The organism is Hymenobacter sp. YC55, assembly GCF_029433095.1.
Classification (GTDB): domain Bacteria; phylum Bacteroidota; class Bacteroidia; order Cytophagales; family Hymenobacteraceae; genus Hymenobacter.
Genome location: NZ_JARNTX010000001.1, coordinates 2,212,090 through 2,223,969 on the forward strand (window position 1 = coordinate 2,212,090; position 11,880 = coordinate 2,223,969).

Here is an 11,880-nt window from a genome sequence, read left to right on the forward strand (position 1 = left end):
CAGCCTTGGCGCGCAGGATAACTATTGCGGCGCTGATTGCGCACGAAAAGGGTTGTCAAAAATCCATACTGCATATGACTACCGTTTATGCTTGTGCGAAATCACAATCATGGCGCTTCTGTTAATCGCACGTTTACGGCGAAACCTTGAGCATCTGCAAACTATGCGCTTCGACTCGCCATCCGTGTCGGGCAAATTTCACCTTGCCGATATTTTAGTGGCCACGTTAGAAGATTTGCACAGCCTCTACCCCGACCACATACCCGATGGCTACCGGTATAGCTTCTTGCAGCATCTCGCCGTGCTAGACTTGCAGCAACAATCACTGCTGGACTATCCGCGCCACTTGAAAGTGCCCGCCAATTGGGAGTTTTTACACAGCGCCCTCATCGCAGCCATCAACTTTGCCGTTACCTACACCGTACCACCGCTTCTTTAGTTAATTGCCGGGCTGGTTGCCTGAGCAAGTACAAGTTCCTGCAGAGGCTTCCTTCTCCGGCTCTGCTACCCTCTTCATTCTATGTCCTCTTCTTTACTCAACGGCTTCGGCAAGGTGTATTTGACCATCGAGTACGATGCCGCTAATCATTGGGTCCACAATCAGTGGATCGGCTCGCAGACGTACGTAGGTATTATTGCCGGCGCGGATGCCTGCCTGCACCACTTAGCGGAGCATGCCTGCCCCTACCTGCTCAACGATAACCGCCAAGTGATTGGCGGCTGGAGCCACGCCGTGCAGTGGATTGCGTCTGACTGGGCGCCGCGGGCCGCCGCGCAAGGTCTTACCCACTTTGCCCAGGTAGTCAGTCCCGAGTCGTTGGCTGCTCTTTCTGCCGAGGCCATGCATACCAGTATTGGGGACCGTCTGCAAATACGCATGTTCAGCGACATCGAGGCCGCGCAGGCTTGGCTGCACAACGTACGCCTCAAAACGGCAAACCCAGCTGCTTAAAGCGCTCGGCCTCGCTCGTAGTACACTTCCAAAACAACGCTTTGGGAAAACCAGCCCCGCGACTTAGGCAAAAGGTGCTCGTGTGAGTTTGCCACGGCAGCCGCGCCTTGTGCGTTATACCACGCGCTTTTTTACTACCGATGCGCGTGGGCTCTCTGCGTTTCTGGTTGATTGAACTAAGCGAGAAAATCACTTCTGTAACTCAGCTATCATTTTCTGGGCCGAACCAAGGCCGGGGGACAATTTAAGGGCCTGCGTGTATTTCTCCAGGGCTTTTTCTTTGTTGCCTTGCTTGTAGTAGGCTTCCCCGAGGCTATCGAAGACGTTGCCTGAAGCTGGAAAAAGCTTGGCATTGTATTCGAATAGCATGACGGCATCGGCGGGGCGGTTTTGCCCTAGCAAATAGTACCCCGTTTCGTTGAGTAGCTCTTCTTTGTCGAACCCGTACAGAGTGGGGGTTTCGGTTTTCACTTTCTCGTACAGCGCTAGTACTTGCTGGCCGTCCATTTTCCCGAAGTCGCGCTGAAAAGTAGCGAGAAACGACTTGGTGATGGGCCGGTATGGTTTGCCTTCCAGTAGCGCCTGAATTGATTCGCTAATAGGATACAGGTTGTTTTGCTTGTTGTTGGTTTGCAGTAGAATAGTGGTGCCGGAAGGCGGCGTGCTGACCAGCAAGGCCTGGTAATTACTCGATGTTCCGTCGTGGACGTGCTTTGTGATTCGCTCTCCTTCCATCTTTCCGCCGCCGAGCCCAGTCTGCGAACCTACGGCAAAAGGCTGCAACAACTCCCGCGTGGAAGCCGGGCTGATCAGCTTAAATGAATTGATGCCCTCCGACCAGCGGTAAAAATCTTGGATGTTGAGCGCCGTCCAGCCACTGAAGGGATAAAACAATTCATCAACCACCCCTTGGTTGTTGTAAGCCCTGGCAACTAGCTTGTCTTGGGCGGTTGGGTCTACAATGCCGCTCTTTATTCCGCAGGGCTTCAGCATTTTCTTCTGCACGAAGTCATTGAAAGACATGCCGGTGATTTTCTCGATGATTTGCCGTTGCAGAAATACGTCGTTGAGGTTGTAGGCGTATTTGGTACCCGGGGCGAAGTCAAGGGTAGTCACCTTTTTCAGCTGCTCCATATTGTCGGCGTCCCCTTTCAATTCTCGCCATTTGCTTTGCGGCACGCCGCTGGTGTAGCGCAGCAAGTGCCTAATCTGGACCTGGCCGGCCCAGGCTGGCAGTTCGGGCAAAAAGCGGGAAATAGGGTCTTCGAGGCGCAGCTTACCTTGTTCTTTGAGCATCATAATGCCAATGGCATTAAACTCTTTGGCTATGGACCCAATATGAAAGCGGTAGGCCTCGGTCAGGCGGTTTTCTGCGCGGGCATCGGCCTGTCCAAACGCTTGCCGATAAATGATTTTCCCTCGCTCAGCAACCAGCACATTTCCATTAAAAACCCCTATCCGGTGTGCTTTCCGCAGTAGGCTATCTAGTTCCGTTGCTTTAGAGCTAGTTTGCCCATAACTGAAGTTCACACTGAAAATTCCGCACAAACAGAGCAATAGAAGTCGGAAAGCTTTGAGCATAAGGAAAATATGAGGTAATGCAATGGGTTAGATGCAGGAACTTGCCGTGTGTTACTTGCAAACCCTTTAACTCACGCAAAGGGCTAGAATTGGCACCGTATGGCGACTGCAACACTCAAGTAGCACAGCGGCGCAGCAGGCTTAACTAGCTGCAACAGGTGGCTACTTCAAGAGGTACAAGCAGGTGCAGAAAGGTAAGAGGAATACCGGAAATTCCACCGAAACTACAATACCTAAAGCACTCGGATAGAAGGCAGTAAAAGCCGCTTTGCAGCTACTGATGGCCTTTTGCTGTTAGCTAACAATTGGTTTGTATTGCAACTACTAGGGCCTTGATATACAGAAACAGCTTTTTCAGCGGCCTCATAAAGCGGCAGCTTAGCACATTATCCGGCGCTGTAGATTGAAATGCAAATAATATAACCAGCAAAACAGTCTCTCAGGCGTGCAAAGACTGTTTTGCTGGTTATTATGGCTTGCTAAATGATTAGCATGTGGGTGTATAGCAGGACTCTATAAAGTAGTGGCGCTACAAGGCGGCTTTGATGGTGCCACCCAGATTGCTGGCGGCGGCGGTGTCGCCTTTGGCAATAGCCATAGCTAGCTTGGGCGCATACTGCACTGCTACTTTGGCATTGAAAACGAGGATATTGGGGTCTACCAGGGCATCAACTATCACTGGTCGGTCGGCTTGAAAAGCGTAGTCCAAGGCGGCGTCTACCTGGTCGGGGGCTTCGATGCGGATACCGGCCAGCCCTAGCATTTCGGCGTAGCGGGCGTAGTTGAATTCGGGCACGTCCTGCGACTCGGCATAGCGCGCATTGCCCTGCATAAGGCGCTGCTCCCAGGTCACAAAGTTCAGGTCGCGGTTGTTGAGCACCAGGATAATAAGCTGCGGGTTGCTCCACTGCCGCCAGTAGCGCTGAATGGTGAGCAGTTCCTCGTTGCCGTTCATCTGCATGGCCCCATCGCCCACGCAGGCAATAACGGGCCGCTCGGGGTGGGCAAATTTGGCAGCAATAGCGTACGGCACTGCGCAGCCCATCGTGGCCAGCGTGCCCGAAACCGAGAACTGCATTCCTGCGCGCAAGCGCAGATGCTGCGCCACCCAGCTCGACGCCGACCCCGAGTCGGCGGCCAGAATAAGATTGTCGGGCAGGCGGGGCGAAAGTTTTTCAAATACCAGCCGCGGGTTTACGGGCTCGGCTTCCTGAGTTGCCAACTCGGCTACTTGCTGCCACCAGTCCTGCACACTTTGCTCGATCTGGGTGCGCCAGCTCCGGTCGGTTTTGCGCTCAAGCAGCGGCAGCAGGGCCCGCAGGGTTTCGGCGCTGTCGCCGGTGAGGGGCACTTCCATGGGGTAGCGCAAGCTGAGCATACTGGCTTCCAGGTCTATCTGCACGCCGCGGGCCTTCCCTTCCTTGGGCAAAAACTCGGCGTAGGGAAAGCCCGAGCCCACCATCAGCAGCGTGTCGCACTCACTCATCATCTGGTGTGAGGCATCGGTGCCAAACAAGCCAATGGCGCCGGTTACGTATGGCAAGTCGTCGGGCAGCACGGCTTTGCCCAAAAAGGCCTTAGCCACGCCTGCACCCAACACATCGGCTATTTGCTGCACTTCCTCGGCCGCAAACCGGGCGCCCGCCCCGATGAGCATGGCCACCTTCTGGCCGGCATTCAGCACAGCGGCGGCGCGTTGCAGCTCGGCATCCTGCGGGAGCACGCGCGGGGCCACGTAGCCGATACCAGAGTGAATGGTTTGGTGCTCGTGCTTGGGGTCTTGGTAGGTTTCCTCCTGCAAATCGTTGGGCACGATAACGCAAGTGACGGTGCGCTCGGCTTTGGCAATGCGGACGGCGCGGTCGATGAGGTGGCGCACCTGGCTGGCATCGGCGGCTTGTTGCACGTACGCGCTGGCTACGTCCTTGAACAAAGACAGTAAGTCCACTTCCTGCTGGTCGCTGCCGCCGAGCGAAGTGCGCGCCTTCTGCCCGATAATGGCTACTACGGGCTGGTGGTCGAGCTTGGCGTCGTAGAGTCCGTTGAGCAAGTGGATGGCACCGGGCCCGGAAGTAGCCAGGCAGACCCCTACTTCGCCGGTGAACTTGGCGTGGGCACAGGCCATAAGCGCGGCCATTTCCTCGTGGCGCACCTGCACAAAGGAGACCTTATCTTCGGCCTTGCTGAGGGCCCCCATAATGGCGTTGATACCATCGCCGGGGTAGCCAAAAATGCGCTTGATGCCCCAATCAGACAGACGCTGGATTATAAATTCGCTTACGAGCTGCGACATAAAAGTGAATCAGGTAGTGGAAAGCAACTGCTGGTAGTGTTTTACCCACCCGCCGCTCCACAGGCTTAGCCCGGTGCGCCTAGGTGAAATAGCCGCTGAACACGCCTAGGAATGCCGAGCAGTATGCAGAAGCTACTTGTGTATGACGTAGCCGGTGCACGCTTCGTTGTGCATCATCTTGACACGGGCGCAGCTACTGTTTAGCTTCCTGATGAGCTGCTTTCAAGGCAGAATACGCCACCATGCGCAGTATTTACAAACTTCTAGGAACACCAGAATAAACGGTTTTTGTGCGGAAGATGGGCAACAGCCGTAGCCCACTGGTATTCTCCCGCGCTGCCTCTGGCCCACGTAGCTAAACCAGGAGGTGACGGTAATGCCGTGGATGTTAGTATATTACATTTACTATACCTGATCTTCCTTCCAACTCCTATGAAACAAGCTCTCCGCCCTTGGCGCTGGCTGCTGCTGGCGCTGTTTGTGTGTTGCCTCAACAGCTGCCACGACGATGACGACTCGAATCCCGGCCCCGTAATCTACACCGGCCAGCAGCTTTTTGTCTCCGCCAACCAGGTTTCCACCTTAACCAAGGTCCAGCTTCAAGCGTTGGCAACGTTGGCGGGCTACGGTGCCTTCGTCCCGCAACTGAAGTACGACGTCACGTTCTACAAATTCCTGTACAAGACCACCTACCAGGGGCAGTTGCTGCAAGTTTCGGGCATGTTGGCTGTTCCGCTCAACACGCCTGCTCCACCGGCCCTGCTTAGCGCCCAGCACGGCACCATGTTTCGGTACGCCGATGCGCCCTCCAACTTTCCGGCCACCTTCACCGGCTTCGAGCTGTTTGCCTCGGCTGGTTTCGTCACGGTCATTCCCGACTACATCGGCCTGGGCGCGTCGCAGCAGGTGGTGCAATCTTTCTACGACAAGTCCACTTCGGCAGCAACGGTGGTGGATATGATTAAGGCGGCGCAATACTACCTGCAGCAACAGCAAGTGGCCCTAAATCCGCGGCTGTTTCTGGTAGGCTATTCCGAAGGCGGCTACGTGACCATGGCGGCCCAGCAGGAAATCGAAACCCACCCCGAACACAACCTCACCCTGACGGCCGCCGCCGAAGGCGCCGGGGGCTACGACCTGACGGGCATGCTCACGGGTATTGCCACGGTACCCAATTATGCCAACCCCTCTTTTCTTGGGCTGTTTCTTAATTCCTACAACATCACCTACGCTTGGAACCGGCCGTTAGGAGATTTTTTTCAAGCTCCGTACGCCGCCAAGCTACCGGCCTTGCTCAACGGCTCCAAGACCCGCGAGGAAATCAACGCGGAACTCACCACCAGCCCCGCCGCGCTGTTTACCCCTACTTTCTACGCCAACCTAAGCAACCCAAGCGGCGAACCAGTGCTCAAGCAGCAACTAACCGCCAACAGTTTCCTGGATTGGGTGCCCAAGAGCCCCACGCGCCTTTACCACGGCACCGACGACGAAAGTGTATTCTTCCAAACCTCGGAAACCACTTTTGCTCGCTTTAAGGCCGCTGGCGCAACCAACGTCGAGTTTTTCCCGATTCCGGGTGGCATGCACCAAACGAGCATCGCCCCCATGATGGCTAACGCACTGCCTTGGCTACAGTCGCTGGATAAGTAAGATGTTCCTGAATGTGCTAGCTGCCGATTAAGGCTACTAACCACCTGCCGCTTGCTCGATGATTTTAGCTGCCTTGACGAGCTGCCTCGGTGCGCTTCGCGCAATTGCTTTTTGTTTTCAGGAGGGTGACTTGTGACTACTGCAGGCCGGCTAGATTGATGATCATTCTGCTAAGCGTGCTACCAGCGCGCAATCCAAGCGTTACTCGCTGCCCACGGCGGGCTGCGGACGAGGGCTAGTGGCCGTGGCCCCCGCACTCGCCACCACAATAAAGACTACCGCCAACCACTGCCCAAACGTTAGCTGCTCACCCAGCAGCATCCAGCCCGACAACGCGGCGGCTACTGGCTCTAGGCTCATCAAAATGCTGAAGGTGCGCGTGGGCATGGTTCTGAGTGCCTGCATCTCCAGCGAGAAAGGCAAAATACTCGAGAACAGCGCCAGCAATGCCCCCAGTAGCAGCAGATGAGGAGTCAGAACTGATAAGCTGCCGCTGGCCACGCCGAAAGGCAGTACCGGCAAGGTAGCGAACAGCATACCCACCGTAACGGCCACCGGGCCCGGCAACAGGGCTGCCGTGCGCTGGCTCAGCACAATGTACCCGGCCCAGCAGCCCCCGGCGGCCAAGGCAAAGCCAAGCCCGAGCAGATCGTTGTTGTGGCCACTCCAGGGCACCAGCAGCGCGATACCCGCTCCGGCCAGGGCCACCCACACCACGTCGATCAGGCGGCGCGAACCGACCAGCGCCAGTCCCAACGGCCCCACAAATTCCAGCGTCACGGCTACGCCGAGCGGTATGCGGGCCAGGGAGCAGTAGAACAGGAAGTTCATGGCGCCCAGCGCCAAACCGTAGGGCACCACCGCCCGCCATTGCGCGGGTTGCAGTTGCCCAAGCCGGGGTCGTACCACCGCCAGCAGCACCAGCGCCGACAAGCCGATGCGGAGGCTGGTGGTACCCGCAGCCCCGAGTACGGGAAACAAGCCTTTGGCAATGGCGGCCCCACCTTGTACGCTAAGTATGGCGAGGAGCACGGCGGGCACCGCGGGCAGAGAAAAGCGCGAAGAATTTACCATAGCGAGTAGACAACCAGCGTGCATTTGACGCTAGCGGCCGCAAACTTCGGCAAGTATCAAGTAGCATCACTAGTGCCAGCCAACTTATTCGCCCACACGGCTACGGGCCAGCCTAGACCTATTGTACAACATGGAAGTTACACCTCATTCTGGTACACCCGAGGTTGTTGCCTGCACTACCAGTAGTATAATTAGAATAGTATATTTTAAAATACCAGCATTCAGGGCAGGTTCTTATCTTGCCAAACGATGTCGCTACCTGATTCCCTTATACCGTCGAATGATACGCAACGCCAAGAAGCGCTGGCGCCCTATTTGGTGCTAGGCAATGCGCCGGATGCGGTGTTCGATGAACTGGTACGGCTGACGGCCAAGCTCTTCAACGTGCCCATTGCCCTGGTCTCGTTGGTGGAGGAAGGTAGCGTCTGGTTCAAGGCCAATTTCGGTTTGGCTGGCGCCGAGCGGGTCGCCCGCAACGAAAGTATGTGTTCGGTCGCCATCTTACAGCACGAAACCACCGTCTACGCCGACCTACAGCGCGAGCCTTGCCAACTAACCGAGCCGGGCGTGGTGGAAGCCCTGGATTTGCGCTTCTACGCGGGGCATCCGTTACGCACTTCCTCGGGGCAAGCCATTGGCTCGCTGTGCGTAATCGACCGACAGCCGCGCATGCTGTCGGCCGCGGAAATAGCCCGTTTGCAATCCCTGGCAGGCGTAGTGATGCGCCTGCTCGACCTGCGCTTAGCTTTGCGACAGCAGGCACTGCCTAGTAGCGGCCTGTGGTTGCAGCTCTATCACCACTTAGATTTGTCGCTTACTCGGCTCGATACGCTGGCCGAGCTGGCCCGGTGGGAAGAATCTCCTGACACTCCGGCCGCAATACAGTATCAGCAGTCGCTGGACGAGGAGGCGGAAATCGTGACAAAGGCGCTGGACCGCCAAATCAACGTAGCCTTAGCCACGCTGGGCCAATAGCACCAACTAGTATCCTGCACGCATAGCGCCGCTACCAATCCCCCTACCTCACGGCGCAGCCCTGCAGTAACGGCCTGTACGACGCCAATGCCCCGGCGCACGCCCCAACCGCCAAGATGGCTCGTGTTTTAAGTGGCAAGCTATAGTAGCAAAATAAGCTGTCTGGTTATCTTGCGCTGCCTACCCTTTAGTAACTGAACAGTAACACACCACGGAATAAGGATAGATCATGATGGCATTGGACATTTTTGGTAAACCCAACCTCAGATAGAGTACTATTCCGTAAAAACACAGAAATTCTTCACTGAATTGAGTTAGAAAAGCCGCTTGGTGCTACAGAGTTTTTTATATTTCACCGCAAACTTTCATCCTTCACCACAATGCTAGCAGCCAAACAATCAAAAGTAGACGACGAGCCACGCGACAAGCAACAGCTAGACGACTCCGATGACTTCGATGAGGACGTTGAAGATGATGCTACAGATGATATCGACGACGAGGACGATATTGATGATATCGATGACATCGATGACGACGAAGACATCAAAGGTTTAGGAGATGATCCGCTTTACCTGGATGACGACGATGACGATGATGATCTTTAATAAGCACTAACAAAAGAGGCCCTGGCTACGCCAGGGCCTCTTTTGTTTTCGACCAGTTTTTCATCTGCTCACGCCTGCGGCGGACATAGGTATTCCAGAATGGATTCCAGCTGTTGGCTTTGCTGCGCTGGGTTGTAGAACTGGCGCAGGTGGGCGACTGCTCGCTCGGCTAAGAGAAATTAGTTGGCTAGAAACTCCTTGATTTCCTCGACTGTAGCACGGGCCGAACGTCCGACGCCAATGAGGGTTGAGGAGGCAAACCCAGTCCAGTTGCCGTAGCCTACCAGCCACAGCCCTGGCTGCGCGGTGGCCCGTGTGCCGACGGTAGCCACTCGCCCATCAGGTTGCAGCACACCCAATTCCGCCAGAAACGACAGCGCCGGCCGAAAACCCGTGCACCAAATCACCGCATCTACTACTTCTTCCCGCCCATCGGGCCAGCGTACGCCTGAAGCTGTAAACCGCGCAAAAGGCCGCACGCTGCCCAGCACGCCCCGGTTCCGGGCGTTCTTCACGGAATCGACCATTACGATGTCGCCTAAAGCTGGCGGAGGCGCGGGCACCGCGCCGTTTTGAGCGTGGTAGCGCTGGGTGGCCTGAACAAACAGGACCCGGCCATCTACGTCATCGGGCAGGAACCGGGGTTCTTTTTCCGTCACCCAAAGCGTATGGGCCACCCGCGAGACTTCCGCCAGCACCTGCGCCCCGGAGTTGCCGCCGCCTACCACCAACACCCGCTTTCCGGCAAAGGGCAACGCATTGCGGAAGTAAGCGGAGTGCAGCTGCACCCCTTCAAAGGTGGCTTGCCCCGGGTATTCTGGCACGTAGGGGTTGCGCCAACTGCCGGTAGCGCACACCACGGCCCGGGCTTGCCACGTTCCCTGATCGGTATGTATGACAAACCCGGCCCCGCCTGGCTGCACTTGGGTTACACGCACCGGGCGCTGCACCGACAACGCGTAGCGCTGCTCGTACTGCGAGAGGTAGGTTACCACCGTATACCGGGTCGGCAACCCATTGCCTTCTGGGTGGGGCATCAGCCAGCCGGGTAAGGAGCTAGCCGTTGCGGGTGAAAACAATTGCAGCGAATCCCAACCCTGAAGCCATGCCCCGCCCGGCGCCGCTTGGTCGTCGAGTAGTACAAAGGATAGGCTGGTCCGCCGTAGGTAGTAGCCTACAGCCAACCCGCTTTGCCCGGCCCCAATAACTAGCACGTCGATAGTTTGGTCTGCCACTTTCTAATGTTAAGTGCGCTGAAACTGCGCCCGTACGAAGTCGTGGGCGTAGGTTTTGACTTGGTCGCGCACGGCCCGGAATTGCTCTATGATGTGCTCTTCGGTACCGGTGGCCTTGGCTGGATCCGGAAAATTATGATGCAGTTTCTGGGCCGATGCCGGAAACACGGGGCACACTTCCTGGGCATGGTCGCACACGGTCAGCACATAGGCGAAAGGCACCGCGGCGTACTCGTCTACGTGGTTGCTGGTGTGGTGCGCAATGTCCACGCCGTCTTCGGCCATCACCTGCACAGCCCGCGGGTTGAGGCCGTGCGTTTCCACGCCCGCACTGTAGACGGTGGCCTGCCCGTCGAGTAGTTGATGGAGGTAGCCGTGGAGCAGCTGACTCCGGCAGGAATTGCCGGTGCACAGCACCAGGATGTTGGGTTTTGCAGCGTCCATGAAAAAAAGTAAGCTAGGTTCAGTTAACAGCATCCGCCGCCGGGGGTGCAGGCAGGGCCTTCAGCCAAGGTAAAGGCCATTGGCGCCGTTTCCAGCTGCTCGGTTGGTACGGCTACCTGCTGGGCGGCAGGGGCAATGCAGCACTGGCTGTTGCTGCCGGTGGCTTGGTCGTACTCAGCTTGGTAGCGCGGGTCGTTGAACTCGGCGTCTTCGTGAAAGTAATACACTTCCCACTCCACTCCGTCCGGGTCGTTCACCCAGAACTTGTCTTGCTTGGCATAGCAGCAGTTGGTACCCATTTCTTCGCGAGCAACCAACCCAGCTTTTTGGGCCACCGCCAAGCGTTGCTCCATTTCTTCCACAGTCTCCACCTGAAAGCCGAGGTGACCAAAGTTGGAAGCTACCCGCTCGGGGTTCTCCACAAAAGAGATAATCAACGAAGGGTTGTCGAGCACATACTTGGCGTAGCCGCGCCGAATTTTAGTTGCTGGCTGCCCAAAGAAGGCGGTATAGAAATTAACGGTGGCCGCAAGGTCGGACACGTACAGCGAGACGTGCATCCGCGGGAAAACAGGGGTATTCATGATGCTAGCGGGTAAAAGGTGGAGAAGTAGTTAGCAGGCGCAAGTAGTATCCGGGCCACAGGCAGGGTTTGCGGTGGCTTCGAGAAAGAAAGCGGTGAATTGCTGCTGCACTTGGCGGAGCAGGTCCGTGTTCAGGCAGTAGCACACGGTGAGCCCGTCAATCTCACCGCGAATCAGGTCGAGGGCCTTTAGCTCTTGTAGATGCTGGAAAACCGTGGTGCGAGACAAGGGCAACTCGGCCGCAATGTCGCCGGAGATACAGGTTTGTTTGCTGGCTAAAAGCTGAATAATGGCCACTCGGGCCGGATGAGCCAGCGCCTTGGCGATCCGGGCAAGTTGCTGCTGCTCGTCGGTAAAGGCTGCGGTCTTAGCGTAGGTCATAGAGAAAGCAAGGAGTATGTCGTAAATATACGACATACTATGACGCATGTTTACGACATAGCAAAGAATTTATTCGTACTTCCTTCTATTCTAATAGGCAATTCTA

At 56.4% G+C, this 11,880-nt stretch carries 12 protein-coding genes; 5 read left to right on the forward strand and 7 right to left on the reverse strand.

Annotation, left to right across the window (positions count from 1 at the left end):
* Positions 1-163: 163 nt before the first annotated feature.
* Together P1X16_RS09465 and P1X16_RS09470 are read left to right on the forward strand one after the other, a co-directional pair.
* Complete coding sequence (locus P1X16_RS09465; protein WP_277227924.1) at positions 164-439, forward strand: hypothetical protein; 276 nt, start codon at positions 164-166, stop codon at positions 437-439.
* 81 nt (positions 440-520) lie between these two features.
* Complete coding sequence (locus P1X16_RS09470; protein ID WP_277227926.1) at positions 521-952, forward strand: STAS/SEC14 domain-containing protein; 432 nt, start codon at positions 521-523, stop codon at positions 950-952.
* Positions 953-1,141: 189 nt separating this feature from the next.
* Here P1X16_RS09470 and P1X16_RS09475 read toward each other — a convergent pair whose 3' ends face one another.
* On the reverse strand, positions 1,142-2,533 hold the full coding sequence (locus P1X16_RS09475) for a serine hydrolase (RefSeq protein ID WP_277227929.1): 1,392 nt from the start codon (positions 2,531-2,533) through the stop codon (positions 1,142-1,144).
* A gap of 529 nt (positions 2,534-3,062) precedes the next feature.
* Positions 3,063-4,826 carry a thiamine pyrophosphate-requiring protein gene (locus tag P1X16_RS09480; protein WP_277227932.1) on the reverse strand — a complete coding sequence of 588 codons (1,764 nt, stop codon included), beginning with the start codon at positions 4,824-4,826 and terminating at the stop codon, positions 3,063-3,065.
* A gap of 432 nt (positions 4,827-5,258) precedes the next feature.
* Between P1X16_RS09480 and P1X16_RS09485 the strand changes: the two genes are divergently transcribed.
* The gene (locus P1X16_RS09485; RefSeq protein WP_277227935.1) at positions 5,259-6,476 is read left to right on the forward strand and encodes an alpha/beta fold hydrolase; all 1,218 of its coding nucleotides are present in this window, start codon (positions 5,259-5,261) and stop codon (positions 6,474-6,476) included.
* Between the two features lie 201 nt (positions 6,477-6,677).
* On the opposite strand, the gene P1X16_RS09490 is transcribed toward P1X16_RS09485, so the two are convergent.
* Positions 6,678-7,550 (reverse strand): DMT family transporter, encoded by an 873-nt coding sequence (locus P1X16_RS09490; protein ID WP_277227938.1) that lies wholly within the window; start codon positions 7,548-7,550, stop codon positions 6,678-6,680.
* Positions 7,551-7,799: 249 nt separating this feature from the next.
* On the opposite strand from P1X16_RS09490, the gene P1X16_RS09495 reads away from it, so the two are divergent.
* Both P1X16_RS09495 and P1X16_RS09500 read left to right on the forward strand, forming a co-directional pair.
* On the forward strand, positions 7,800-8,525 hold the full coding sequence (locus P1X16_RS09495; RefSeq protein ID WP_277227941.1) for a GAF domain-containing protein: 726 nt from the start codon (positions 7,800-7,802) through the stop codon (positions 8,523-8,525).
* Between the two features lie 380 nt (positions 8,526-8,905).
* A complete protein-coding gene (locus P1X16_RS09500; RefSeq protein ID WP_277227944.1) occupies positions 8,906-9,130 on the forward strand; it encodes a hypothetical protein in 225 nt (74 codons plus the stop codon).
* 179 nt (positions 9,131-9,309) lie between these two features.
* On the opposite strand, the gene P1X16_RS09505 is transcribed toward P1X16_RS09500, so the two are convergent.
* Genes P1X16_RS09505 through P1X16_RS09520 form a run of 4 tightly spaced genes read right to left on the reverse strand, consistent with a single transcriptional unit; the run spans position 9,310 to position 11,774 of the window.
* A complete protein-coding gene (locus P1X16_RS09505; protein ID WP_277227947.1) occupies positions 9,310-10,365 on the reverse strand; it encodes an ArsO family NAD(P)H-dependent flavin-containing monooxygenase in 1,056 nt (351 codons plus the stop codon).
* 9 nt (positions 10,366-10,374) lie between these two features.
* On the reverse strand, positions 10,375-10,809 hold the full coding sequence (locus P1X16_RS09510; protein WP_277227950.1) for an arsenate reductase ArsC: 435 nt from the start codon (positions 10,807-10,809) through the stop codon (positions 10,375-10,377).
* 23 nt (positions 10,810-10,832) lie between these two features.
* Positions 10,833-11,393, reverse strand: a complete 561-nt coding sequence (locus P1X16_RS09515; RefSeq protein ID WP_277227953.1) for an ArsI/CadI family heavy metal resistance metalloenzyme — start codon at positions 11,391-11,393, stop codon at positions 10,833-10,835.
* Between the two features lie 30 nt (positions 11,394-11,423).
* The gene (locus P1X16_RS09520; protein ID WP_277227955.1) at positions 11,424-11,774 is read right to left on the reverse strand and encodes a metalloregulator ArsR/SmtB family transcription factor; all 351 of its coding nucleotides are present in this window, start codon (positions 11,772-11,774) and stop codon (positions 11,424-11,426) included.
* Positions 11,775-11,880 lie beyond the last annotated feature (106 nt).

Coding starts and splice junctions, on each gene's coding strand:
- P1X16_RS09465 (WP_277227924.1), top strand. CDS start 164: ATGCGCTTCGACTCGCCATCCGTGTCGGGCAAATTTCACCTTGCCGAT.
- P1X16_RS09470 (WP_277227926.1), top strand. CDS start 521: ATGTCCTCTTCTTTACTCAACGGCTTCGGCAAGGTGTATTTGACCATC.
- P1X16_RS09475 (WP_277227929.1), bottom strand. CDS start 2,533: ATGCTCAAAGCTTTCCGACTTCTATTGCTCTGTTTGTGCGGAATTTTC.
- P1X16_RS09480 (WP_277227932.1), bottom strand. CDS start 4,826: ATGTCGCAGCTCGTAAGCGAATTTATAATCCAGCGTCTGTCTGATTGG.
- P1X16_RS09485 (WP_277227935.1), top strand. CDS start 5,259: ATGAAACAAGCTCTCCGCCCTTGGCGCTGGCTGCTGCTGGCGCTGTTT.
- P1X16_RS09490 (WP_277227938.1), bottom strand. CDS start 7,550: ATGGTAAATTCTTCGCGCTTTTCTCTGCCCGCGGTGCCCGCCGTGCTC.
- P1X16_RS09495 (WP_277227941.1), top strand. CDS start 7,800: ATGTCGCTACCTGATTCCCTTATACCGTCGAATGATACGCAACGCCAA.
- P1X16_RS09500 (WP_277227944.1), top strand. CDS start 8,906: ATGCTAGCAGCCAAACAATCAAAAGTAGACGACGAGCCACGCGACAAG.
- P1X16_RS09510 (WP_277227950.1), bottom strand. CDS start 10,809: ATGGACGCTGCAAAACCCAACATCCTGGTGCTGTGCACCGGCAATTCC.
- P1X16_RS09515 (WP_277227953.1), bottom strand. CDS start 11,393: ATGAATACCCCTGTTTTCCCGCGGATGCACGTCTCGCTGTACGTGTCC.
- P1X16_RS09520 (WP_277227955.1), bottom strand. CDS start 11,774: ATGACCTACGCTAAGACCGCAGCCTTTACCGACGAGCAGCAGCAACTT.